This is a genomic window from Rhizobium sp. WYCCWR10014 (genome assembly GCF_001657485.1).
GTDB lineage: Bacteria > Pseudomonadota > Alphaproteobacteria > Rhizobiales > Rhizobiaceae > Rhizobium.
Genome location: NZ_LXFU01000029.1, coordinates 201838 through 225340 on the forward strand (window position 1 = coordinate 201838; position 23503 = coordinate 225340).

21 protein-coding genes and 1 riboswitch are annotated in these 23503 nt (G+C 61.6%); of the genes, 17 read left to right on the plus strand and 4 right to left on the minus strand.

What is annotated here, in order from left to right; all coding sequences use genetic code 11:
- The first annotated feature begins 240 nt into the window (after window positions 1–240).
- Window positions 241–1104, plus strand: coding sequence for an RNA polymerase factor sigma-32 (locus tag A6U98_RS09655; RefSeq protein ID WP_012759432.1), 864 nt, complete (start codon window positions 241–243; stop codon window positions 1102–1104).
- 113 nt (window positions 1105–1217) lie between these two features.
- On the opposite strand, the gene A6U98_RS09660 is transcribed toward A6U98_RS09655, so the two are convergent.
- Both A6U98_RS09660 and A6U98_RS09665 read right to left on the minus strand, forming a co-directional pair.
- Entirely contained in the window at window positions 1218–2762 is a 1545-nt protein-coding gene (locus A6U98_RS09660) for a M48 family metalloprotease (RefSeq protein ID WP_064649547.1), read from the minus strand.
- Window positions 2763–3154: 392 nt separating this feature from the next.
- Complete coding sequence (locus A6U98_RS09665; RefSeq protein ID WP_064649550.1) at window positions 3155–4693, minus strand: MDR family MFS transporter; 1539 nt, start codon at window positions 4691–4693, stop codon at window positions 3155–3157.
- Between the two features lie 116 nt (window positions 4694–4809).
- Between A6U98_RS09665 and A6U98_RS09670 the strand changes: the two genes are divergently transcribed.
- The 4 genes from A6U98_RS09670 (at window position 4810) to A6U98_RS09685 (ending at window position 8622) form a co-directional block, all read left to right on the plus strand.
- The gene (locus A6U98_RS09670) at window positions 4810–5337 is read left to right on the plus strand and encodes a MarR family winged helix-turn-helix transcriptional regulator (RefSeq protein WP_027668531.1); all 528 of its coding nucleotides are present in this window, start codon (window positions 4810–4812) and stop codon (window positions 5335–5337) included.
- Window positions 5338–5394: 57 nt separating this feature from the next.
- Window positions 5395–6051, plus strand: coding sequence for a thiamine diphosphokinase (locus A6U98_RS09675; RefSeq protein WP_197496366.1), 657 nt, complete (start codon window positions 5395–5397; stop codon window positions 6049–6051).
- Between the two features lie 3 nt (window positions 6052–6054).
- Window positions 6055–7872, plus strand: a complete 1818-nt coding sequence (locus tag A6U98_RS09680) for an ABC-F family ATP-binding cassette domain-containing protein (RefSeq protein WP_064649555.1) — start codon at window positions 6055–6057, stop codon at window positions 7870–7872.
- A gap of 120 nt (window positions 7873–7992) precedes the next feature.
- The gene (locus A6U98_RS09685; protein ID WP_064649558.1) at window positions 7993–8622 is read left to right on the plus strand and encodes a hypothetical protein; all 630 of its coding nucleotides are present in this window, start codon (window positions 7993–7995) and stop codon (window positions 8620–8622) included.
- 70 nt (window positions 8623–8692) lie between these two features.
- Here A6U98_RS09685 and A6U98_RS09690 read toward each other — a convergent pair whose 3' ends face one another.
- Window positions 8693–10582, minus strand: a complete 1890-nt coding sequence (locus tag A6U98_RS09690) for an ABC transporter ATP-binding protein/permease (RefSeq protein WP_197496367.1) — start codon at window positions 10580–10582, stop codon at window positions 8693–8695.
- Between the two features lie 114 nt (window positions 10583–10696).
- Window positions 10697–10774, plus strand: a riboswitch (SAM riboswitch).
- Window positions 10775–10821: 47 nt separating this feature from the next.
- On the opposite strand from A6U98_RS09690, the gene metA reads away from it, so the two are divergent.
- The 6 genes from metA (at window position 10822) to A6U98_RS09720 (ending at window position 16857) form a co-directional block, all read left to right on the plus strand.
- Entirely contained in the window at window positions 10822–11745 is a 924-nt protein-coding gene (metA, locus tag A6U98_RS09695; RefSeq protein ID WP_018481841.1) for a homoserine O-succinyltransferase, read from the plus strand.
- Window positions 11746–11971: 226 nt separating this feature from the next.
- Complete coding sequence (locus A6U98_RS09700) at window positions 11972–12994, plus strand: aldose epimerase family protein (protein WP_064649562.1); 1023 nt, start codon at window positions 11972–11974, stop codon at window positions 12992–12994.
- A gap of 164 nt (window positions 12995–13158) precedes the next feature.
- Window positions 13159–13932: a GntR family transcriptional regulator gene (locus A6U98_RS09705; protein WP_064649564.1), complete on the plus strand. Its 774-nt coding sequence runs from the start codon at window positions 13159–13161 to the stop codon at window positions 13930–13932.
- Window positions 13929–14960 carry an SIS domain-containing protein gene (locus A6U98_RS09710; protein WP_064649566.1) on the plus strand — a complete coding sequence of 344 codons (1032 nt, stop codon included), beginning with the start codon at window positions 13929–13931 and terminating at the stop codon, window positions 14958–14960. Before A6U98_RS09705 ends, A6U98_RS09710 begins: the two co-directional genes overlap by 4 nt.
- Window positions 14960–16111, plus strand: coding sequence for an N-acetylglucosamine-6-phosphate deacetylase (nagA, locus tag A6U98_RS09715; protein ID WP_064649568.1), 1152 nt, complete (start codon window positions 14960–14962; stop codon window positions 16109–16111). The genes A6U98_RS09710 and nagA overlap by 1 nt, the downstream gene beginning before the upstream one ends.
- A gap of 17 nt (window positions 16112–16128) precedes the next feature.
- Window positions 16129–16857: an SIS domain-containing protein gene (locus A6U98_RS09720; RefSeq protein WP_064649570.1), complete on the plus strand. Its 729-nt coding sequence runs from the start codon at window positions 16129–16131 to the stop codon at window positions 16855–16857.
- Window positions 16858–17072: 215 nt separating this feature from the next.
- Here the strand turns inward: A6U98_RS09720 and efp are convergent, their stop codons facing one another.
- A complete protein-coding gene (gene efp / locus A6U98_RS09725) occupies window positions 17073–17642 on the minus strand; it encodes an elongation factor P (RefSeq protein WP_064649572.1) in 570 nt (189 codons plus the stop codon).
- 149 nt (window positions 17643–17791) lie between these two features.
- On the opposite strand from efp, the gene epmA reads away from it, so the two are divergent.
- The 6 genes from epmA to A6U98_RS09755 all read left to right on the plus strand — a co-directional run bounded on the left by epmA (window position 17792) and on the right by A6U98_RS09755 (window position 23496).
- The gene (gene epmA / locus A6U98_RS09730; protein WP_064649574.1) at window positions 17792–18853 is read left to right on the plus strand and encodes an EF-P lysine aminoacylase EpmA; all 1062 of its coding nucleotides are present in this window, start codon (window positions 17792–17794) and stop codon (window positions 18851–18853) included.
- A complete protein-coding gene (locus tag A6U98_RS09735; RefSeq protein WP_064649576.1) occupies window positions 18850–19902 on the plus strand; it encodes a lysine-2,3-aminomutase-like protein in 1053 nt (350 codons plus the stop codon). Before epmA ends, A6U98_RS09735 begins: the two co-directional genes overlap by 4 nt.
- A gap of 264 nt (window positions 19903–20166) precedes the next feature.
- A complete protein-coding gene (locus A6U98_RS09740; protein WP_003543737.1) occupies window positions 20167–20418 on the plus strand; it encodes an acyl carrier protein in 252 nt (83 codons plus the stop codon).
- A complete protein-coding gene (locus A6U98_RS09745) occupies window positions 20418–21599 on the plus strand; it encodes an acyl-CoA dehydrogenase family protein (protein ID WP_064649579.1) in 1182 nt (393 codons plus the stop codon). Before A6U98_RS09740 ends, A6U98_RS09745 begins: the two co-directional genes overlap by 1 nt.
- A gap of 5 nt (window positions 21600–21604) precedes the next feature.
- Window positions 21605–22513, plus strand: a complete 909-nt coding sequence (locus A6U98_RS09750) for an amino acid--[acyl-carrier-protein] ligase (RefSeq protein WP_025396393.1) — start codon at window positions 21605–21607, stop codon at window positions 22511–22513.
- The gene (locus A6U98_RS09755; RefSeq protein ID WP_197496368.1) at window positions 22504–23496 is read left to right on the plus strand and encodes a DUF1839 family protein; all 993 of its coding nucleotides are present in this window, start codon (window positions 22504–22506) and stop codon (window positions 23494–23496) included. The genes A6U98_RS09750 and A6U98_RS09755 overlap by 10 nt, the downstream gene beginning before the upstream one ends.
- The last annotated feature ends 7 nt before the right edge of the window (window positions 23497–23503 follow it).

The following is a 23503-nucleotide window of genomic DNA, read 5'->3' on the forward strand; positions in this document are numbered from 1 at the left end:
TCAATGTTCGATGAGGAGCGGATCATGCCTTTTCTATATTGCCCATCCGGCAAAGTGAAGAAACAGGTCCAGCCCGGCCGTCTTACCGGCACATGATGAGAAATAGGGCCTCCCCCTGAAAAGTCCAGGGGCGAGGCTTTTTATGCATTCAGAACCCCATTCAATCCGGACAGCGATGTTCCGGAAGATGAGTTTTATTGTTCATTTCAGGGCGAGAGAGGCCTGTTTCGGGAGATCGAAATGAAGAACATGTCTGCAGATCGGCGCATGATCAAAATCGCGATGGCCGCGCCTTATCTCGCCCGCCAGGAAGAGCACGATCTCGCCACCCGTTGGAAGGATCATGACGACCGCGGCGCGCGCAACCAGATCGCCATGGCCCATATGCGCCTCGTCATATCGATGGCCGGCAAGTTTCGCAATTTCGGCCTGCCGATGAGCGACCTGGTGCAGGAAGGTTATGTCGGCCTGCTCGAGGCGGCCGCGCGCTTCGAGCCGGAACGCGACGTGCGCTTTTCTACCTATGCAAGCTGGTGGATCAGGGCGTCAATCCAGGATTATATCCTGCGCAACTGGTCGATCGTGCGCGGCGGTACGAGTTCGGCGCAAAAAGCGCTGTTCTTCAATCTGCGCCGTCTGCGCGCCAAGCTCGCCAAGGGCGACACCCAGCTGACGCTGCAATCCATTCACCAGGAAATCGCCGCGGCCCTCGGCGTCAGCCTCTCGGATGTGCAGACGATGGATGCCAGGCTTTCCGGCAACGACGCCTCGCTGCAGGCGCCGTCGGTCTCCGGCGATGCCGAGAGCGCGGAGAAGATGGACTTTCTCGTCAGCGACGATCCCCTGCCGGACGAGCAGGTGTCCAACATGATCGACGGCGAGCGTCGCCGCGTCTGGCTCGCTTCGGCACTGAAACATCTCAACGAACGCGAGATGAAGATCATCAGCGCCCGGCGTCTGGCGGAAGACGGTGCTACGCTTGAAGAACTCGGTGCCGATCTCGGAATTTCCAAGGAGCGCGTACGTCAGATCGAAAGCCGGGCGATGGAGAAGCTTCGCAGCGCACTCGTCAGCGCCGATCCGCATATGGCGGCCTACGCCTGAACCGAAAGCGCGTCGCGCATTAGGTCATTGTCGCAAAACCGCCGCACAGTTTTGCGCGAGATGTTTTATCCCCTCCAGCAGCACAGACTGGCCCGGCGCAAGCCGGGCCTCTTTTATTCGGCGATGATCTTGACGCGATCGCCTGTTGCAACGGCTGCACCCGTGGGAAGGGCGTTGATGAGCTTGAAGAGATCGAGCTTGCGGTCTGTGCCCATCATGCGGGCGGCGAGTGTCGAGATGTTCTCGCCCGGCCGGACGGTGACGACGCGGATGCGCAGCGGCTTCAGCGAGGCGGCCTCTGCCGGCGTCATGCGGCGGAAACTCGCGCGCAGCACATTCGCCGTTGGCTCAAGGGCGCCGCTGCCTTTCGGCACGGCGGTCAGGAAACGAAAGATCTGCGAATTGTTGCGGATCACGGTCACATCGAAATCCCAGCGGTCGGCGCTGGCGCGTGCTGTGGCTGCTTCCATGCCGTTGATGGTGATCGGCCGAATGGTCGACGGGTCGAGCCCGGTCACCCAGCCGCTGGAGATATAGTTGGTGAGGCTCTGGTTCTGATTGTCGGCGACGCCGTCGAAGCGGACGGCGATGTCGTTCGGGCCGGTGGCCATCACCGCTTCGACCTTGTTGTCGATGTGGAAATCCGGCGGCACGTCGAAACGGATGCCGAGACCGCCATGCAGGAAGGTCTGGCCGCGCACATAGCCTTCTTCCGGGCTGTCGCCGTAGAGCAGTCCGTCTATGCCATCGAGATAATAGTTGCGACCCTTGTCGCCGACCGACCCTTCCTGGCCGAAGGCGCGGGCGTGAGTGCGGGCAAGTTCTATGCGCTGGGCCGAATTCGGATGGCTCGACAGGAAGTCAAGGCTCTGGTCGGCTTCGGGATCAACCGACATGAAGCGACTGTAAGCGGCCATCGAATCGAGGAACCTGGCGGCGGCATAGGGGTCGTAGCCGGCTTCGCCGAGCATGCGCACGCCGATGACATCGGCCTGCAGCTCCTGCTGGCGGGAGAAGGCGGCGAGCCGCAGCTTGCCGCGGGCAAGCGCCTGCTTGCCGGCGATGTCGCTGGAGAGGACCTCGGCGACGACGCGGCTGGCGATGACCTCAGCCTCTTCGCGCTTCTGCCGCTCGATGCCGTGGTTCGCGGTCACATGGCCCATTTCGTGCGACAGCACGGCGGCGACTTCCGAGGCGTCGTTGGCAAGGGCGAGCAGGCCGCGGGTGACGTAGAGATAACCGCCCGGCAGCGCGAAGGCGTTGATCGCCGGCGAATTCAGGATGGTGATGCGGTAGGACTGGCTCGGATTTTCCGACACCGCCGTCAACGCGCCGGCGATGCGGGCGACGAGGCGCTCGGTTTTGGCGTCTTTGTATTCGCCGCCGTAGCTTGCCACGATGCGCGGATGCTCACGGGCGCCCATCGCCGCGCGCGGATCGTTCTTCTGCACCTCGTCGACGATCTGCGGATTGGAAGAAGGCGAAACACTGGGCTGATAGGATTGGTCGATCAGCGATTGACAGCCATTCAGCGCCATTGCGAGGGCCGAAAGCAGCATCATGCGACGCGCGAAGCGCCGCGGCGCGGAGATGGCATCACTGGAAAGCGCGGGCGATTTCCACGTCGTCAAGCTGTCCAGTCTGATTCTCCGCATCATGTCGCTGTTTTGCCGGTTTGCCGCAGATTCGGACCGACCGTGGCAAGGGGAACTCAACAGGTGCGCACCCCTGATCTCGCGCTGCACAATCGGCCGATACAAGTCGTTGCTGTAGCTGATTTACGCATCGGTTGCATAGCGAGACTCTGTTTAAATGTGGCGCCGTTGCATTTTAGCAAGCCTCAGGCATTAAGGCTTCCTTTCGCTCGGATGAAATTATGGCGAAAGTTCCGTCACAAAGCCGAGATTCGTCGACAGCGCGGAAAAAGAACGGCCCGATTGAAGCAACCGGCTGGATAGCGACAGTCCTGCGAGAAAATTACAACCCCTGATACAGGCATCGAGAGGGAACGCCTCACTGAGGAAGCATTCTCTTGCGGGTAACGATTCGACTATTCGGCAGCTTCCGCCGTCGCCGGTTGCGGCTTCGTCGTCTCGTCGGCGCGGGGCAGTTGCACGGGTTTCAACATGATGGCGGCGGCAAGGCCGATCAGCGCAATGGCGCAGGAAGTCATGAAGAGCGGCGAAAAAGCGGCGGCATAGGTATCGGCGACGGCCTGGCGGCTCGCTTCGGGAAGGGCGGCCATCATTTTCGGCGTCAGCTGCTTGATATCGGCGACGCCCGGAATGGAGACGCCGACCTTGCCGAGCTCAGAGGCGATGATGGCGCCATAGATGGAAATGGCGATCGAGGCGCCGCCCATGCGCGACAGCGTCACCGAGCCGGTGGCGGCGCCGACGTCGCGGGCGGGTGCTGCATTCTGTACGCCGATGACGGGAACCTGCTGGGCAAGGCCGATGCCGACGCCGTGCAGCATCATGACCGCGCCGATGAAGGCGATCGGCGTTCCGGCGTGGATCTGCGACATCAGCGCAAAGGCGATGGCGCTGCAGGTGAGGCTTGCGATGGCGAAGGGTTTGTAGCGCCCCGTCTTCGAGATGATGCGGCCTGCGGAAAGCGACCCGCAGACGAGGCCGCCGGTCAGAAGGATGAAGAGCAGGCCGGCGGCCGACGGCGAAAGGCCGGTCGTGGTCTGCAGGAAGAGGGCGAGATAATTGACCATGCCGATGGCGATGGCGCCGCCCATGATCGAGATCACCAGGAGAAGGCTGAAGGTCGAATTGCGAAACAGCTGCAGGGGAACGATCGGTTCGGGTGCGCGGCGCTCGACGAACACCCAGGTGACGGCGCAGACGACGCCGAAGGCGACGATGCCGATGCTCTCAGGCGAAATCAATGCACCAAACAGTTCGCTGCTGTCGGTGGCAAGCACGATGCTTGTCGTCGTCATGGCAAGCAGAAGCGCACCGGCATAATCGATCTTGGGGCGGCGATGCGGTTTGCGGTACGGCAGCATGAAGGCAAGGCCGGTGAGCACGATGAAGCCGATCGGCACGTTGACGAGGAAGATCGAGCGCCAGCCGAAGAGATCGCTCATCGTGCCGCCGAGCACAGGACCGATCGCGCCCGATGCCATCAGCACGAGGCTGGAATAGCTTTGATAGCGCGCCCGCTCGCGCGGCTCGAACAGGTCGGCGTTGACGGCGAAGATCGACACCATGATGCCGCCGCCACCAAGGCCCTGCAGCACACGGGCGGCGATCAGCGTGTCCATAGAGACCGCCAGGCCGCAGACTGTCGATCCGAGGGTGAAGATCATGATCGCCGTCATCATCACGTACTTGCGGCCGAACAGATCGCCGAGCTTGCCGTAGACCGGCATGACGGCGCTGAGCGACAGGAGATAGGCCGAGCCGATCCAGCCGAAGCGCTCGAGATGGCCGAATTCGCCGACGATCGTCGGCAGAGCCGTGGAGACGATCTGATTATCGAGCGTCGCCATGAACATGGCGGTCATCAGGAAGAAGAAGAGGATAAGCCGGCGACGAGGATCCGTCACGAGCGGCGCAGGCGCGAGTTGCATGTCCATGGGAGGCATCGTTCCGGGTTGACGTACTTTTATGTGCTAACAGCATATAGTTGTCAATGGCACATTAATGACATCGGCATATTCAATTTTTGAATCGGCTCTGTTATGGTCCTGTGATGAGCGACGTCCTGACCAAGACCCCTTCTGTGGAGCCGGCCGAGCCGGATCGTGAAAACGTGCCGCGTATCGGCCGGAGCATGGCGCGCATGCGGCTGATGACCGGGCGGCGGCTGATCGGCCGGCTGGCGATCCAGAGTGCTGCACCGGGCCTCGAGCTTTCGCATCTCGATGTGCTCGATGCCGTGCGCAGGGCACAGCCTGCCGGCGAGGTCACGGTCGGCATGATTGCGGAGATGCTGCGCATCGATCCGTCACGGGCAAGCCGGGTGGTGGCCGACATGGTCGGGCGCAACGTGCTGCGCCGCGAGGCATCACAGGCCGATGCGCGGCGGATCGTCGTTGTGATGACCGAGGTCGGCCAGGACCTGCTTGCCGAGATCGTCGCGCAGAAGCTTGCGATCATTTCCGAGATCGTTTCCGACTGGCCGCAGGAAGATGTCGAGCGCTTCGCAGCGCTTTTCGAGCGCTTCATCGGCGGCTACGAGGCGGTTTTCCTGTCGCGCGACAAGGATACGCCGGGCTGAGGCAGACGCCGTCGTTCGCCGGCCCTTCCCCTCGACCCCTCGTTTGCGCTAAGGGCAATGCCCATGAGCCAATCCACCTTCACCATTCTCCTTGGCGGCGAACTCAGCCTGACGGAGCGCCTGCGCGATGCCATCGAAGACAGCCGCTTCATTGCGGCCGATGGCGGCATGCGGCATGCGGCAGCACTCGGCATTACGCCGGAGCTCTGGGTCGGCGATTTCGATTCGACGCCTGATGATCTCGCGGGTGCATTTCCCGATGTGCCGAAACAGCCCTATCCGGCAGCGAAGGCGGCGACGGACGGCGAAATCGCAGTGGCGGAAGCAATCGCGCGGGGCGCGCGGCGGCTCATCCTCGCCGGCGCGCTCGGCGGTGAACGTTCCGACCACGCGCTTCAGCATCTGCTGTCGGCCGTCAGCCTGGCGGAAGAGGGTTTCGATCTGCTGCTGACCTCGGGCAAGGAAGAGGCGGTGCCGCTCATTGCCGGTACGATCCAACTGGACCTTCCCAAAGGCAGCCTGTTTTCCGTGCCCGGATTCAGCGAGCTAAGAGGGCTTACCATCGAGAATGCGCGTTATCCGCTGGCGGATTTCCATCTGCCTTTCGGCTCGTCGCGCACCATTTCCAATGTTGCGGAAGGCAAGGTTCGCTTTTCGCTCCGCAGCGGCCGGGCAATCGTGCTCGCCCGGCCCTATGATCTTTCCGGAGTCTGATTTTTGGCCCCTCCCATTCTGAAACTCGACGATATCTTCCTGAGCTTTGGCGGTGCACCGCTTCTGGCCGGTGCTGGCCTGCAGATCGAGCCCGGTGACAAAATCTGTCTCGTCGGGCGTAACGGCTCGGGAAAATCGACGCTGCTGAAGATTGCCGCCGGCCTGGTCGAGGCGCAGTCCGGCGAGGTCTTCCGCCATCCGTCCTCGACGGTGCGTTATCTCGAACAGGCGCCGGATTTTGCCGGTTTCAACACGGTGCAGGCCTATGCCGAGGCCGGCCTCGGGCCAGGCGATGACCCTTATCGTGTCACCTATCTGCTGTCGCATCTCGGGCTGAGCGGCGATGAAGACCCCAGAATGCTGTCCGGTGGCGAATCGCGGCGCGCAGCCCTTGCCCGGGTTATGGCACCAGAGCCGGACATTCTTCTGCTCGACGAACCGACCAACCATCTCGACTTGCCGACCATCGAATGGCTGGAAGGCGAGCTGCAAAAGACGCGCAGCGCCTTGGTGCTGATCTCGCACGACCGGCGTTTCCTCGAAAAGGTCTCGACGGCAACCGTCTGGCTCGACCGCGGCACCTCGCGCCGGCTCGACAGAGGCTTTGCGCATTTCGAAGCCTGGCGCGACCAGGTGCTGGAGGCCGAGGAGCTGGAGCAGCACAAGCTCGGCAAGTCGATCGAGCGCGAGGAGCACTGGCTGCGCTACGGCGTCACGGCGCGGCGCAAGCGCAACATGCGCCGTCTCGGCGAGCTGCAGACGATGCGCTCGAATTATCGCGGCCATAAGGGGCCGCAGGGCACGGTGCAGGCGACGGTTTCGGACGCGCAGGAATCCGGCAAGCTGGTGATCGAGGCCGACAAGATCACCAAGAGCTTCGGCGAGCGGGCAATCGTCACGCCGTTTTCGATCCGCGTGCATCGCGGTGACTGCATTGGTCTGGTCGGACCGAACGGCGCCGGCAAGACGACGCTGCTGAAGATGCTGACCGGGCAGCTTTCGCCCGATAGCGGCATCGTCAAGCTCGGCACCAATCTGGAGATCGCGACGCTCGACCAGAAACGCGAGGATCTCGACCCCGAGGATACACTTGCCAATTATCTGACGGATGGGCGCGGCGAAAACCTGCTCGTCAACGGCGAGCAGCGCCATGTCACCGGCTACATGAAGGAATTTCTGTTCCAGCCGGAACAGGCGCGTACACCGATCAGAAACCTCTCCGGCGGCGAACGCGCCCGGCTGATGCTGGCGCGCATCCTTTCGCGCCCGACGAACCTGTTGATCCTCGACGAGCCGACCAACGATCTCGATATCGAAACGCTCGATCTCCTGCAGGAGATTGTCGCCGGCTTTCCCGGCACCGTCATTCTCGTCAGCCACGACCGCGATTTCCTCGACCGCACCGTGACCTCGACGATCGCACCCGCCGTGCCGGATGCGCCTGATGGTCGCTGGATCGAATATGCTGGCGGCTACTCGGACATGCTTGTACAGCGCAAGGGCGCGCTCGAGGAGCGTAAGAGGGCCGAGAAGGCGGCGGAGAAACCGAAGACGCAGCAAGCAACAGCTTCAGGCAGCTCGAAGGTCAAGCTCTCCTTCAAGCAGAAATTCGCACTGGAAAACCTGCCAAAGGAAATGGCGAAGGCCGAAGCCGAAATCGCCAAGCGCGAACAGGTGATGGCAGATCCCAATCTTTTCACGCGCGATCCCGCAACCTTCAACCGGCTTGCCGGCGAGATGGAAAAACTGCGCGCCAGCCTGACTGACATGGAAGAGGAGTGGCTGGAGCTCGAAATGCTGCGGGAAGAGCTGGAAGGCTGAGATTTTCTCAAGGCCGAAGGCTCACTTTTCCTTGATTCGTCAGTGTGTCGTCCTGCGGCATAAGGTGCCATCCGGCAGCCGGGGATATTGCCGATCGCAATGGCGACAAGGAAAAGTCATATGTCTCGCAAGCCTCATCCCCGTTTTCTCACAGCACTTACTGTCGGCAGCCTCGTGGCGCTTGCCCTGTCGCAAGCTGCACAGGCGCAGGATGCCCAGCGCATTCGTGTTCGCGGCGCAATCGAAAGCCTCAGCGGCGATACGCTCGTCGTCAAGACCCGCGAGGGGAGCGATGCGACGATCGCGCTGAAATCCGGCTGGAAGGTCGGCGGCATCAGACAAGCTTCGGTCGAGGATATCAAACCCGGCGATTTTGTCGGCGTCGCTTCGCTTCCGAAGGGCACCGGCCCGGACGGGGCGATCGAGGTGCTGATCTTTCCGGCGTCGATGAAGGGAACCGGCGAGGGCAATCGTCCCTGGGATGCGCAGCCGAACAGCCAGATGACCAACGCGACGGTCAGCAACGCCGTCAAATCCGTCGACGGCCACACGATTACGCTGACCTATCAGGGCAAGGAAAAGACGATCTCGATTGCCGATGGCACGCCGATTGTGACGTTGGCGCCTGCGACCAAGGATGATCTGAAGCCCGGCGCCGGCGTCGTCGTCACCGGCGAGAAGGCGGCGGACGGCAGCATCTCGGCCAGCCAGATCGCCGTCGGCCTCAACGGCATCACGCCGCCGATGTGACCAGCGGCTCAAATCCTGTCTTATGCATGCCGTCATCCCAAAACCGCTCCACACTTTTGGGCGGCATGCATTAAAGCGCCGGCGCGGGCACGGCGGCAGCGCCCGCACTGGCGCTGGCGCCGGTCTGGGCGGCAGGCGGCTCCTCGGATGCTGACGGCAGCGCCTGCAGATGCAGCACGCGCGGCCTCAGCGCCTCGAGATAGGCCTCGGAGCGGCCGATATAGATCATGCCGCTTTCGGGCATCGAGGTGAGCAGTTTGGCCATCGTTTCCTGTAATTCCGGCTCCATGCCTTCCAGCACTTCGTCGAAGATGATCCAGCGCGGGCGCACGAGAAGCAGCCGGGCAAATCCGATCGCTTTCTGCTGGTCGCCGTCGAGCATCTTGTCCCAGCGGGCGCGGGTATCGAGCCTTGCGATCAGCGAATGGAGACCAACCTTGTCGAGGGCAGACTCGACGGCGGCTTTCTCGTAGGCTTCGGGACGTTCGGGAAAGGCCAGCGCCTCGCGCAGCGTGCCGCCGGGAACATAGGCAACCTGCGGAACGAAGAGCATGTCGTCGATTGGCGGCAGGCCCATCGTGCCGCTACCGCACGGCCAGAGGCCGGCCATCGCCTGGAAGAGCAGCTTGCGGTTGACGCTGTGATCGCCGTTGATCATGATCTTTTCGCCGGCCTTGATCACGACATTGGTTTCACGCAGGCGGAAACCGCCGCATTCCTCGATGTCTTCGCCGACCTTGGCGACGATCACCACATCCTTCAGCGTCAGCGTGTCGGGCGCGGCGTTTTCATAGGCGATGCTGTCCTTGAGGTCGAAGTCCTCTTCCATGTCGACCAGCGCCTGGCGGAAATCGGTGACGCGCATCAGCGTGGCGCGCCATTCGGCGATCGGGCCGAAATTGGAGACATACCAGCGCAGCGCCGTGTTGACCTGGTTGAAGGCGCCGACGGACATCATCAGCTGGCCGAGGGTGAGGCCGCCGGAGAAATAGGCGGGGGCGGCAACGATGATCGGGATGACGATCACCAGCCAGCCATAGCCGGCCGAAACCCAGGTGAGATTGGTATTGGCCATGGCGAGCCGCTTGACGACTGTCAGGACCGAGCTGATATCGGTGTTGATGCGCCGGCGTTCGTTCTCCTCGCCGCGGGCAACGGTAATCGCCGGCATGTTCTCATTGGCATGCATCAGCGTGAAGCGAAGCTCGGCTTCTTTCGAAAAACGGTCGGCATTGAGCTTCACCAGCTTGCGACCGACGACCTGGCTCAGCACCGAGGCGGAAGCGGCATAGAAAATCGCCGCCCAGACCATGTAGCCTGGAATGGAGAAGCTATGGCCGCTGATGCGGAAGATGAAGCCGCTGGAAAGCTCCCAGAGCACGCCGATGAAGCTCACCAGGAGAATGGTCGACTGCAGCAGGCCGAGAACCAGCCCCGTCGTGCTTTCGGCGAGGTTGCGGGAATCTTCGTGCAGGCGCTGGTCCGGATTGACGCCGATCAGGCCGCTGGAGGCAAGCCGCAGCGCCCGCTTGCGCTTCAGCCACTGGTCAACCAAATCGCGTGACAAGCCTTCGCGCATATAGAGCGCCGTCATCTGATTCAGCCAGGCCTGCAGCACGTTGAGCAGCAGCAGTGTGCCGGCGATCATCGCGAAGATTTCGAGTTGGTGGAAGAATTCGCCGAGGTCGCGGCGCTCCAGCGAGTCGTAGAAGGGAGCATTCCACTCGTTCAAAATGACCTGGCCGTAGGACGTCGCCAGGATAACGAGGATCAGCACGGTCGCCAGAAACAGCACCCTGCCGCGCACTTCCGAATTCCAGAATGCTGAGAACATGACGCCGAGGCGATATGTCAGGCTGAAATCATACCCTACCCTATCCTGCCTCCGGATGCCCGGCCTCCCCTCGATTTTATCTGCCATTACGCTTTTCCAAATCGCCCATACCCTTATAAATAACATGGTGGCGTTACCGGTCTATCAACAGATTCTATCAGTCATTAAAGTGTGATGATGCTTGCATGAGTCTCTCCTGCATGCTTTCGCCAGTTGATTCGCAATCCGACTGGGTCTAATTAAGGCCTCCGTGGTGATTTGGCCGGCCGGCTTGCAGCCACGTTAAAAAAGTCGCTAAAGGGCCGCGTGCGGACCGGTAGCGATTTTTTTCGCCGCCGGTTTTTGTTTTTGATCGAGTGACCGCAATGCCCATCAAGATCCCCGATACGCTGCCCGCCTTCGAAACCCTGGTTCAGGAAGGTGTGCGGGTGATGACCGAGACGTTGGCGATCCGTCAGGATATCCGACCGTTGCAGATCGGGCTGCTCAACCTCATGCCGAACAAGATCAAGACCGAACTGCAGATGGCTCGCCTCGTCGGCGCCTCGCCGCTGCAGGTGGAACTGTCGCTCATCCGTATCGGCGGCCACAAGGCGAAGAATACGTCCGAGGATCATCTGCTAGCCTTCTACCAGACCTGGGAGGAGGTAAAGCACCGCAAGTTCGACGGCTTCATCATCACCGGGGCGCCGATCGAGCTTTTGCCCTATGAGGATGTCACTTATTGGGCGGAGATGCAGCAGATTCTCGACTGGACGGAAACGAATGTCCATTCGACGATGAACGTCTGCTGGGGCGCGATGGCGGCGATCTATCATTTCCACGGCGTTCCGAAATACGAGCTGAAAGAGAAGGCCTTCGGGGTTTACCGCCACCGCAACCTGAAGCCTTCGTCCATCTATCTCAATGGCTTTTCCGACAATTTCGAGGTGCCGGTGTCGCGCTGGACCGAAGTGCGCCGCGCCGATATCGAGAAATCCGAAAGCCTGGAGATCCTGATGGAATCAGCCGAGATGGGCGTGTGCCTCGTGCACGAGAAGAAGGGCCGGCGGCTCTATATGTTCAACCATGTCGAATATGATTCGACCTCGCTTTCCGACGAGTATTTCCGCGACGTCGATGCCGGCGTGCCGATCAAGATGCCGCACAATTACTTCCCACATAATGATCCGGCGCTTGCACCGCAGAACCGCTGGCGCAGCCATGCGCATCTCTTGTTCGGCAACTGGATCAATGAAATCTACCAGACGACGCCCTTCGATGTAGAAGAGATCGGCACGGACCTCTGACCGTGGCCGATCGTGCCTCGAGCCGGTGCCGCCGCATCACTGCTGCGGCAAATCTTTCTGGTCCACCGGTTGCGGATTGAAGCAAATGCGGGCAGGTTCCTGTCCCGAAACCTACCACACCGCGCGTCTTCATCGGACGTGCAATGCACAGTTTGAATCGCTGCAAATTCCTCAAATCGAGCCCGAATTGAGGAATTTGCAGCAGAGATAGAATGGACGGTCGATCATGTCGGATAAGTTGGAGCGGGACGTTTTCGGGCAGACGAAGGCGGGCGAGACCGTTTATCGCGTCGTGATCAAGGGCGGTGGGCTGACGGCCAAGATCATAAGCTGGGGCGCGGTCATCCAGGATCTGCGCCTCGAGGGACATGACGCGCCGCTGCAGCTCGGCTTTGACGATTTCGACAGCTACCCCCTCTATTCATCCTATTTCGGCGCGACACCCGGCCGCTGCGCCAACCGCGTCGGCGGCGGCAGGTTTACGCTTGACGACGAGGACTATCAGCTCGAACTGAATGAAAACGGCGTGACGCATCTGCATGGCGGCAGCGACAATATCGCCAAACGCAATTGGACGATCGTCGAGTATGATGTCGACCGCGTGGTGCTGAAGATCGTCGATCCGGATGGCCGTGCCGGTTATCCCGGCAATTGCACCATCCACGCGACTTTCTGGGTGCATGGCAATGGTGAACTGTCGATCACCTATGAATCGACCAGCGACCAGCCGACACTCGCCAATGTCTGCCAGCACGCCTATTTCAATCTCGACGGCCGCGAAGATGCGCTTGGCCATGACATCATGATAGCCGCCGATCACTATCTGCCGACCGATGAGAAGCAGGTGCCGACCGGCGAGATCCGTTCCGTCGAGGGCACGGGATTCGATTTCCGTGAGATGGCGCCGATGAAGCGTTTCGTCGGCAGCGAACAAGTGCTGTACGACCATAATTTCTGCCTGTCCGCCGAGCGTACCGCCAAAAGGAGCGTCGCGCTTGCCCGCAGCCTCTATTCCGGTGTGTCGCTGGAAGTGCGCAGCACCGAGCCAGGCGTGCAGTTCTATGCCGGCTTCAAGCTTGACACCGGGGCTCCGGGCATCGGCGGGCGCAAATACGGTCCATTCGCCGGCTTCTGCCTGGAGACGCAGGTCTGGCCGGATGCCATCAACCATCAAGGTTTTCCGAATGCCGTTCTGCGCCCCGGCGAAGTGCTCCGTCAGGAGACGGATTATATCTTCACCAAGAACTGAGAGCCCTCCAGCGCCGGCGCGTTTCTAAACGCGCGGCGCTGCGGACGCACGCCTGTCAAACTTGAGCGCTATGAAACCCTTGCCGGTCCGCCGGCGAGGGTTTTTTCATTCCGTGCTCGATTCCGACTTGCCGATTGGTTCTATATAGGTTCTATTGTGTCCCCATGGATAGAACCAGTCTGATAGCGGAACTGAATAGCCGCGGCCTGCGTGACGAGGCGCTGACCGGGCCGCTTTACAAGCGGCTGGCGCAGACGCTGACCGGCCTCATTCAGGAAGGGCTACTGAAGCCCGGCACCGCGCTGCCGGGCGAGCGCGACCTTGCCGAGGCTCTGAAGCTCGGCCGTGTCACCGTACGCACCGCCTATCGCGATCTAATGGCATCCGGCGCACTGGAATCGCGCCACGGAAGCGGTACTTTCGTATCGAGCCGGGTGGAACGCATGGAACAGTCGCTGTGGCGGCTTTCCTCCTTCTCCGCCGACATGCGCTCACGCGGGCGTCTGCCGGCCGCACGGATATTGTCGCGGGCGGTCAATACGCCGTCGCCGGAGGAATCCTTCCTGCTCGGCCTCGGCGGCGACGAGCCGGTGCTGAGACTGGACCGTTTGCGCCTTGCCGACGGCCTGCCGCTGGCGATCGAACGCGCCGTGGTGCCGATGAAGTTCCTGGAGCACGATGCCGGTGGCGAGGGATCGCTCTACGACGCGCTGACGGCCAGTGGCCACAGACCCGTGCGCGCGCTGCAGCGGCTGACCGCGGTCACGCTCGACCCGTCCTCCGCCGCGATCCTGAACGTCAAAGCAGGCGCGCCGGCGCTTCTGATCGAACGCGTGTCGCGGCTGGAAGACCAGCGCGTCGTCGAATACACCCGCTCGCATTATCGCGGCGATGCCTATGATTTCGTTGCCGAATTGAGAATCGGAGATGACCTATGAATGACAACCAATCGCTGATGCTGCAAGAAGCCGGCCAATCGCCAGAGGTGGTGGCGACGCTGCTCGAAAAGGAAAAGCCGGTCTTTGCCGAGATTGCCCGGCTGTTTTCGTCCTCCCGCCCGAGCGTGGTAACGACGGCGGCACGCGGCTCCTCGGACCACGCCGCCACCTTCTTCAAATATCTCTTCGAGATTACCTGCGGCGTTCCGGTCGCCTCGGTCGGCCCGTCGATCGCTTCGGTCTATGGTGCAGCGCTGCATCTGAAGGGTGGCGTCCATTTCACCGTCTCGCAGTCGGGTGCCAGCCCCGACATCGTGGCGCTGCAGGACGCGGCGAAGAAGGGCGGAGCGACGACGATTGCCGTCGTCAATGTCACCGACAGCCCGCTTGCGAAACAGGCCGATATCGTTCTCGGCCTCAATGCCGGTGCGGAAAAGAGCGTCGCGGCGACGAAATCCTTCATCGCCTCGGTCGCCGCCCTTGCCGGCGTGACGGCTGCGATCGGCGGCGCGTCCGACCTGCAGGCTGCGCTGGGCAAGCTGCCGGAGGCGCTTTCGGCAACTGTCGGCATCGACACGGCGGCAGCCGAGGAGGTGCTCTTCAACGCGACCTCGCTCTATACCGCCGGCCGCGGCCCGGCCTTCGCGATCGCGCTCGAAGCGGCGCTGAAGGCCAAGGAAACCTCCGGCCTGCATGCCGAGGCCTTCTCGCTGGCGGAACTGATGCATGGCCCGATGCGCCTGGTGCAGCCGGGCTTCCCGATCGTCGCCTTCGCACCCGACGATGCGGCTTTCGCCAACAATGTCCAGGCGCTGGAGCGCCTGCAAAAACTCGGCGCCACCACTGTCGGCTTCTCGACACAGCCGCTCTCCGGTGTCCATCTGCGCGTCCCGACGACGGGCAACGGCCTCGTCGATCCCCTGGTGTCGCTGCTGGTCTATTACCGGCTGATCGAGTCGGTGACGCGCCGCAAGGGCTTCGATCCCGACAAGCCGGCAAACCTGCTCAAGGTGACGGAGACGGTCTGATGGTCCGCAAGATCTTCGTCGGCGCCCGCATCTTCGACGGCGAGCGTTTCCATGACGACAAAGCCCTCATCGTTGCCGATGGCCGCGTCGAAGCGATCGCTGCCAGAAATGACCTGCCGGGCGGCGAAGTGGTGACGCTTGCCGGCGGTGTTCTGTCGGCCGGCTTCATCGATGCGCAGGTCAATGGCGGCGCCGGGCGGATGCTGAACGACGAGCCATCCGTTGCCTCGATGGACATTATCGCCGGCGGGCACCGGCCCTATGGCACGACGTCGCTGCTGCCGACGCTGATTACCGATACCTCAGAGGCTTCCATTGCCGCCATCGAGGCGGCCAAGGAGGCAGTGAAAGCGAACCGCGGCGTTGCCGGCCTGCATCTCGAAGGCCCGCATCTGGCGCCTGCGCGCAAGGGCGCGCATCTGGCCGAACTGATGCGGCCGGTGGAGGACCGCGACGTCAAGGCCTTCATCCGGGCGCGCGAGGCGATCGGCACGCTGCTTGTCACCATGGCCGCCGAGCAGGTGACGGTTGCCCAGGTGCGCGAGCTTGCGGAAGCAGGCGTCACCATCAGCATCGGCCATTCCGATTGTTCGAGCGAGGCGGCGGAAGAACGTTTTGATGCCGGCGCGCGGGGCGTCACGCATCTTTTCAACGCCATGAGCCAGTTGGGACACCGCACGCCCGGCCTCGTCGGCGCGGCGATCGATCATCCATCGACCTGGTGCGGCATCATCGCCGATGGCCATCATGTTGATCCGAAGGCCTTGCGCACGGCGCTGCGCGCCAAACGCGGCGAAGGCAAGCTGTTTTTCGTCACCGACGCGATGTCGCTCGTCGGATCGGAGAAGGATTCTTTCACGCTGAACGGGCGCATCGTCCGGCGCGAAAGGGGCGGTTTCTGCTCGAAGCTGGTGCTTTCCGACGGCACGCTGGCCGGTTCCGACGTCGACATGATCTCGACGATCCGTTACGGCGTCACCTATCTCGACCTGACGCTCGCCGAGGCGTTGCGCATGGCGACCCTTTATCCGGCCCGGTTCCTCCGGCTTGCTGATCGCGGCCATCTCTCACCGGGGACGCGGGCCGATCTCGTGCATCTCACCGATGCGCTTGTCGTTACAGCCATCTGGCTCAGCGGCGAAGCGGCCTGAAATCAAGGATAAGCCGGATGACTGATATCACCGATGCCTATTTCTCCAATCTGATTGGCCGGCTGGAAGAACTCAAGCAGACGCTTGCCGAGCCGATGGCGCAGGCAGCAGCCGTCATCCTCGATGCTGCCCGCGGCGACAAGCGTGTTTATGTCTTCGGCACCGGCCATTCGCATATGCTGGCCGAAGAGGTGCACTATCGTGCCGGCGGACTCGCCTTCACCGTGCCGGTGCTTGTCGGCTCGGCCATGCTGCATGAGGGTGCGGTCATCAGTTCGGTCTATGAGCGTACGCAGGGCCTGGTGCGGCCGATGCTGGAGCGTTACGGCATGCAGCCGGGCGATGTCATCATCATCGCCTCCAATTCAGGTGTGAACGCCGCGCCGATCGAGGCCGCCGACTATGCGCGCGAAATCGGCGCAAAGGTGATTGCCATCACTTCGATCGCCTATTCCTCGGCGATCGCCAATGGCCGCCGGCGGCTTGCCGACGTGGCCGATGTGGTGCTCGACAACGGGCTGCCACCGGGTGACGCCGTTCTCGATCTCGAAGGCACGGGGCTTCGGGTTGGGCCAGTCTCGACGGCGGTTGGGGTGACGGTCATCAATGCGATCTTCGCCGAAGTCGCCTCGGAGCTTTCGAAATCCGGCGATGCGCCGATTTATCTCAGCGCCAACATGCCAGGCGCTGCCGAGATCAACCAGAAGCTCGTCAAGAAATACCGGCCGCGCAACCCGCATCTCTAAAGCATGTCGCGCAAAAGTGTGCCGCGGTTTGGCGATAACGACATGCGTAAAAACAAAGACCTAAAGCGCGATGAGCGAATCTAAAAGATCGCGACGCGCTTTAGAGCATCATGCCGAAAAGTGTGAGCGGTTTCGGACGACATCCTGTTCTATAAAGGCGGCGGATACAAAAGAGGCCGGCGTGAGCCGGCCTCTTGGATAGACTGAAACCAGGATCAGTCCTTGGCGCGTTCGACGTAGGAATTGTCTTCCGTCGCGATGACGACGCGGGTGCCGGTATTGATGTGCGGCGGCACCATGGCGCGCACGCCGTTCGACAGTATGGCCGGCTTGTAGGAAGACGAAGCCGTCTGGCCCTTGACGACCGGTTCCGTCTCCATGATTTCGAGCGTGACGTGGCGCGGCATCTGGATCGCCAGCGCAATGCCTTCATGCATAGACAGAACGCAGGTCATGCCTTCTTGCAGATAAGCCTTGTCGTCCCCCATCGTGTCGACATCGACAACGACCTGATCGTAGTTTTCAGGGTTCATGAAGTGAAAGCCTTCGCCGTCCTCGTAGAGGAACTGATGGTTCACGTCCTCGACGAAGGCGCGCTCGACCTGTTCGGTGGTGCGCCAACGCTCGGAAACCTTTACGCCGTCGACGATGCGACGCATGTCGACCTGGGTGACCGGCGTGCCCTTGCCCGGATGAAAGTTTGCCGCCGTGAGAACGACGTAGAGCTTGCCGTCGACATCGAGCACGTTGCCCTTGCGGACCGAAGAGGCGATGATCTTGACCATAAGACTTCCTTGTAACTCGGCTTTCGGCGTCGTAGAGGACTATCGAGACGCCCCGAAGACGCAAATATTTTTCTTTGGGGGCGCAACTAACCTAAAATCCGGGAAATAGCCACCCCCCATACCGGCTTCTCCGGCGAAGAAAGCTTGGAATGAACTCTTCGGCGAAAGCGTCCCCCTGGTGGACCCCGTCCGTGCATGCCGACCGCCGACCGTTCCTGATCGGGCGCAATGCGATCCAGGCGGCGTTGCGCGGGTTTTTCGCGCGCGAGGATTTCATCGAGGTGGATACGGCGGTGCTGCAGATCTCTCCCGGCAATGAGGCGCATCTGCATGCCTTCGCCACCGAAGCACTGACGACGGATGGGGAAAAGGCGCCGTTCTACCTGCATACCTCGCCGGAATTCGCCTGCAAGAAGCTGCTTGCTGCGGGCGAGGAGCGCATCTCGTGTTTTGCCCATGTCTATCGCAACCGCGAGCGCGGGCCGCTGCATCATCCTGAGTTCACCATGCTCGAATGGTATCGGGCCGGCGAAAGCTATGAGAGCCTGATGATGGATTGCGTGAGGATCCTGGCGCTGGCGGCCGAGACGGTGAAGACCGGCAAGCTTGTCTATCGGGGCGCCGAGAGCGATCCCTTCGCCGGGCCGGAGCGGATCAGCGTTGCCGAAGCGTTCGAGCGTCATGCCGGCATCGATCTTCTCGCCTCCGTTGCCGCCGACGGTTCGACCGATCGCGACCATCTGGCGGCCGAGCTCAAGCGCGTTGGCATGCGTGTTGCCGATGATGACGGCTGGGCCGATCTCTTCAGCCGGGTGCTGGTCGAAAAAATCGAGCCGCGTCTCGGTTTCGGCCGCATCACCATCCTCGACGAATATCCGATCTCGGAAGCAGCCCTTGCCCGTCCTTCGGCACGCGATCCCAGGGTTGCCGAGCGTTTCGAGCTCTATGCTTGCGGCGTCGAGCTTGCGAACGGCTTCGGCGAACTGACCAATGCTGCCGAACAGCGGCGACGGTTCGAGATCGAGATGGCCGAGAAGGCGCGGGTCTACGGCGAGACCTATCCGATCGACGAGGATTTCCTCGCCGCGCTGTCGCTGATGCCTGAGGCAAGTGGTATCGCGCTTGGCTTCGACCGGCTGGCGATGCTGGCGACAGGAGCATCGCGCATCGACCAGGTGCTCTGGGCGCCGGTGGCGGAGGTTGGAAGATGAATGTCGTCAAACCGATCAAGAGCGTCGACGATCTCGTGAAGGCGGGGCTGGTCGCGCCTGCCGATCGCGTCGCGCTCGAGGAGGTGGCGGCGCGTTACGCGATTGCGCTGACGCCTGCGATCAGCAAGCTCATCGACCGCACCGATCCCAGTGATCCGATCGCGAGGCAGTTCCTGCCTGATGTAGCGGAACTCACGGTCGCCCCGGAAGAACGCGCCGATCCGATCGGCGATCATGCCCACAGCCCCGTCGAAGGCATCGTTCACCGCTATCCCGATCGTGTCTTGCTCAAGGCCGTGCATGTCTGCCCGGTCTATTGCCGCTTCTGCTTCCGGCGCGAAATGGTCGGGCCGCAGGGCCTCGGCACGCTCGATGCGGCGGCGATGCAGGCCGCTTTCGATTATATCCGCAGTCATGAGGAAATCTGGGAGGTCATCCTCACTGGCGGCGATCCGCTGGTGCTTTCGCCGCGCCGGCTCCGCGAGATCATGGAGGCGCTTGCCGGGATCGCACATGTGAAGATCGTGCGTTTGCACACGCGCGTTCCGGTCGTCGATCCCGAGAAGATCGATGCGGCGCTAATTGGCGCGCTGAAGGCGAGCGGCAAGACGGTCTATGTGGCGCTGCACGCCAATCATCCGCGCGAACTGACGCCGGAAGCGCGGGCCGCCTGCGGCCGCCTTGTCGATGCCGGCATCGCCATGGTCAGCCAGTCGGTACTGCTCAAGGGTGTCAACGACGATCCCGACGTGCTGGCGAAGCTGATGAAGGCCTTCGTCGAAATCCGCGTCAAACCCTATTACCTGCATCATCCGGATCTGGCGCCCGGTACCAGCCATTTCAGAGTGACGATCGAGGAGGGGCAGGAGATCGTCGCGGCGCTGCGCGGGCGGATTTCCGGGCTCTGCCAGCCGGCCTATATCCTCGATATCCCGGGCGGTCACGGCAAGGCGGTCGTCAGTGGGAGCGCGATTCGGGCGACAGGCGACGGATGTTATTCCGTTACCGATTATCGCGGCAACGAGCATTCCTATCCACCGGCCGATTGAGGCAAAACGTGGCGCTTTTCGTGTCATTTCTGTACTCGCCACGCCGGAAACCAGAGTGTGTCGCAGCGCCGAAATTACCTTAAGTCATTGATATAAGGTGGTTGTTTACGACGATGCGGGACTGATCGCTAAAATCCTAACTATGAGCCTCAGTCATATTTAACTCAATAAATTAGCGGAATGTTCTGTTTTCCGCACTAAAAGAACGCTCATGACAAGGCGATGAACGCCGGTTCGGGATCATGAGAATCTTGGAGTGATGGGATGAATAAGGCAATCCGCGACCTCGTAGCCAAATTCGGCAAGCTTCCTGGGTCGATCGACCAGGTCGCTGACGACGCCGATCTTTATGCGGCAGGTTTGACGTCCTTTGCTTCAGTGCAGTTGATGCTTGGCCTCGAAGAGGCCTTCGACATCGAATTTCCCGACAATCTGCTGAACCGCAAATCCTTCGCGAGCATCTCGGCGATCGCCAGGACCGTCGATCTCATCCGGGACAGCCGGAAGGTCGCGTGATGAATTTCCCCGTCAAGATCATGCAGGACGGTCTTGTCGCAAGGGTGGCCCGCGTCGCCGAAATCGCTGCGAAATACGCGGATACCGTTGATGCCGAGGCCCGCTTCCCTCGGGAAGCCGTCGACGCGATGAAGGCCGAAAGGCTGCTCGGCATCCAGGTGCCGCGCCATTTCGGCGGCGAATCCGCCTCGATCACCGAGATCGCCGAACTGTGCTCGATGCTCGGCCAGGCTTGCGCTGCCAGCGCCATGGTCTTCGCCATGCACCACATAAAGCTGTCGAGCCTCGTCGAACACGGCGCCGACAGCGAATGGCATCGCAGCTTCATGCGCCGCATCGCCGCCGACCAGCTTCTGATCGCATCCGCCACCACCGAAGGCGGCATCGGCGGAAACCTGCGTAACAGCATCTGCGCGGTCGAGGTCGATGGCGATACCTGCCGCCTCGAAAAGGATGCGACCGTCATTTCCTACGGCTCGCATGCCGACGCGATCCTCATCACCTCGCGTGCCCACGCGCAGGCGGCTTCCTCTGATCAGGTGCTGACAGCCTTCCTCAAGGATCAGTACACGCTCGAGAAAACGCATGTCTGGAATACGCTCGGCATGCGCGGAACCTGCTCGGACGGCTTCCTCTTCAAGGGCGAAGCGCCGGCCTGTCAGATCCTGCCGAAGCCTTTCGCCGAGATCGCGGCGCAATCCATGCTCGCCTCTTCGCATCTGCTTTGGAGCGGCGTCTGGTACGGCATCGCCGTCGACGCCTTCTCACGCGCCCAGGCTTTCGTGCGTGCTGCCGCCCGCAAGGCGCCGGATGCCCAGCCGCCGGGCGCGTTGCGCCTCGCCGAGGTTTCGACCCTGCTGCAGATGGTGAAATCCAACGTGGTTGCCGGCCTCAAGGCCTATGAGGATGCCAAGGCCGACGTGGACAGGCTGTCCTCGATGGGCTTTGCCGTGGCGATGAACAACGTCAAGATTGCCTCGTCCGAGACGATTCTGGAGATCGTCAACCATGCCATGCTGATCTGCGGCATCATGGGCTACAAGAACGGCACGCCCTTCAGCCTTGGACGCCATCTGCGCGACGCGCATTCCGCACAGCTCATGATTTCGAATGACCGCATCCTCGGCAACACGTCGAGCATGCTTCTTGTCCATAAGCAGGACACTAGCCTACTGGGGTGACAGTCATGGATATGCAGACCTCGTTTCTGGACCGGCTTTTCGAATCCGGTCTGCTGATCGATACCGGCATCGACGGGCTCTATGGCCGTAGCGGCCAGTTTGAAGATGTGATCGCTGCCTTCGAGCGCCTGATCGACACGTTCGGCGGCGCCGATGGTGCCGAAGCCATGCGCTTTCCGCCCGGCATGAACCGCGCCTTCTTCGAAAAGAGCGGCTATATGAAGAGCTTTCCACAGCTCGCCGGCACGGTGCACAGCTTCTGCGGCAGCGAACTCGATCATGTCAGCCTGCTGCAATGCATGGAAGTCGGGGAAGACTGGACCAAGGGGCAGGAAGCGACCGACATCGTGCTGACGCCGGCTGCCTGCTATCCGCTTTATCCGACCATCGCCAAGCGCGGCAACCTGCCGAAGACGGGCGGCCTCTTCGACCTGCAATCCTATTGCTTCCGCCATGAGCCATCGAAAGACCCGGCCCGCCAGCAGCTGTTCCGCATGCGCGAATATGTCTGCATGGGCACCGAGCTGCACGTCACCGATTTCCGCCAGCGCTGGATGGATCGCGGCGTCGAGATGATGAAGGCCGTCGGTCTCGACGTGACGATCGACGTCGCCAATGATCCGTTCTTCGGCCGCGCCGGCAAGATGCTCGCCAATAATCAGCGCGACCAGAACCTGAAGTTCGAGCTTTTGATCCCGATCACCTCGGCTGCCAATCCGACCGCCTGCATGAGCTTCAACTACCATCAGGATGCCTTCGGCACAAAATGGGGTCTGAATCTCGAAGATGGCAGTGTCGCGCACACCGCCTGCGTCGGCTTCGGACTGGAACGCATCGCCCTTGCCCTCTTCCATCATCACGGGCTTGATGTGAAGCAATGGCCGGCCAGCGTCCGGAAAGCGCTGTGGGGCTGAGCAAATCGATGACATCGGTATTTTCGGGGGTATTTTCGGGAATCGACCCGGAAACCTACCGGGCGCATGCGCTGCATTCCGGTGAGCGCGCCTGGCCGGAAACCAATTGCTATGTCGATCTCTGGATCGAGGTTCTGGCGACATCAGGCGTTGCGCCGGAGGCGATGCTGGGTTTTACCCTGACGCAGGATTTCGAGGGCGACCAGTTTACCTTCTTCAAGGTGCCACTCGAGGATCTCGAAGCGCTCTACGGCATTCGTGCGACTGAGCTTGCCATCTACGACCGTGTCGAACGCCATGTCGAGGTTCAGATCGCGCGGGGTCGTCTCTGCCTGATCGAAATGGACTCCTTCTACATGCCGGATACGCGCGGCACTGCCTACCGACAGGAGCACGGCAAGACGACGGTCGCGATCAATCGGCTGGACGTTGCGGCCAAGCGCGTCGATTATTTCCACAATGCTGGTTATTTCCGTCTCGAAGGCGAGGATTTCGACGGATTGTTCCAGCTGCATCTGACGGAAAACGACCCGCCGTTTCTGCCCTATACGGAATTTGCCCGATTCCCGGAAAGGCCGGCGGACGAAGCGCATCTGCGTTCGACCGCGCGGCGGCTTGCCGGTTTTCATTTCACCAGGCGTCCCCGCGAAAACCCGATCCGCGCCTTCGCAAGTATCTTTCCGCAACAGGTCGAGGCGGTGGCGGAACGGCCGTTCGGCTTCTTCCACAAATATGCCTTCAACACGCTTCGCCAGGTCGGCGCCAATTTCGAGCTGGCGGCCGATTACCTCACCTGGCTTTCTCCTGGTGAATTCGGGGCTGCCGCCGAGCATGCCAGGCGCATTTCGGAGGTGGCGAAATCGGTGCAGTTCCAGCTTGCCCGCGCCGTCACCCGCAGGAAGTTCGAGCCGTTGCAGGCAGCACTTGATCCGGCCGCCGATGCATGGGATTCCATGATGGCGTCGGTTGCGGGGCGAATCTGAGGCCGGA

Coding starts and splice junctions, on each gene's coding strand:
- nagA (WP_064649568.1), top strand. CDS start 14,960: ATGGTCCGCAAGATCTTCGTCGGCGCCCGCATCTTCGACGGCGAGCGT.
- A6U98_RS09735 (WP_064649576.1), top strand. CDS start 18,850: ATGAATGTCGTCAAACCGATCAAGAGCGTCGACGATCTCGTGAAGGCG.
- A6U98_RS09750 (WP_025396393.1), top strand. CDS start 21,605: ATGGATATGCAGACCTCGTTTCTGGACCGGCTTTTCGAATCCGGTCTG.
- A6U98_RS09745 (WP_064649579.1), top strand. CDS start 20,418: ATGAATTTCCCCGTCAAGATCATGCAGGACGGTCTTGTCGCAAGGGTG.
- epmA (WP_064649574.1), top strand. CDS start 17,792: ATGAACTCTTCGGCGAAAGCGTCCCCCTGGTGGACCCCGTCCGTGCAT.
- efp (WP_064649572.1), bottom strand. CDS start 17,642: ATGGTCAAGATCATCGCCTCTTCGGTCCGCAAGGGCAACGTGCTCGAT.
- metA (WP_018481841.1), top strand. CDS start 10,822: ATGCCCATCAAGATCCCCGATACGCTGCCCGCCTTCGAAACCCTGGTT.
- A6U98_RS09655 (WP_012759432.1), top strand. CDS start 241: ATGAAGAACATGTCTGCAGATCGGCGCATGATCAAAATCGCGATGGCC.
- A6U98_RS09720 (WP_064649570.1), top strand. CDS start 16,129: ATGACTGATATCACCGATGCCTATTTCTCCAATCTGATTGGCCGGCTG.
- A6U98_RS09690 (WP_197496367.1), bottom strand. CDS start 10,582: ATGTTATTTATAAGGGTATGGGCGATTTGGAAAAGCGTAATGGCAGAT.
- A6U98_RS09700 (WP_064649562.1), top strand. CDS start 11,972: ATGTCGGATAAGTTGGAGCGGGACGTTTTCGGGCAGACGAAGGCGGGC.
- A6U98_RS09670 (WP_027668531.1), top strand. CDS start 4,810: ATGAGCGACGTCCTGACCAAGACCCCTTCTGTGGAGCCGGCCGAGCCG.
- A6U98_RS09710 (WP_064649566.1), top strand. CDS start 13,929: ATGAATGACAACCAATCGCTGATGCTGCAAGAAGCCGGCCAATCGCCA.
- A6U98_RS09740 (WP_003543737.1), top strand. CDS start 20,167: ATGAATAAGGCAATCCGCGACCTCGTAGCCAAATTCGGCAAGCTTCCT.
- A6U98_RS09685 (WP_064649558.1), top strand. CDS start 7,993: ATGTCTCGCAAGCCTCATCCCCGTTTTCTCACAGCACTTACTGTCGGC.
- A6U98_RS09660 (WP_064649547.1), bottom strand. CDS start 2,762: ATGATGCGGAGAATCAGACTGGACAGCTTGACGACGTGGAAATCGCCC.
- A6U98_RS09665 (WP_064649550.1), bottom strand. CDS start 4,693: ATGGACATGCAACTCGCGCCTGCGCCGCTCGTGACGGATCCTCGTCGC.
- A6U98_RS09675 (WP_197496366.1), top strand. CDS start 5,395: ATGCCCATGAGCCAATCCACCTTCACCATTCTCCTTGGCGGCGAACTC.
- A6U98_RS09705 (WP_064649564.1), top strand. CDS start 13,159: ATGGATAGAACCAGTCTGATAGCGGAACTGAATAGCCGCGGCCTGCGT.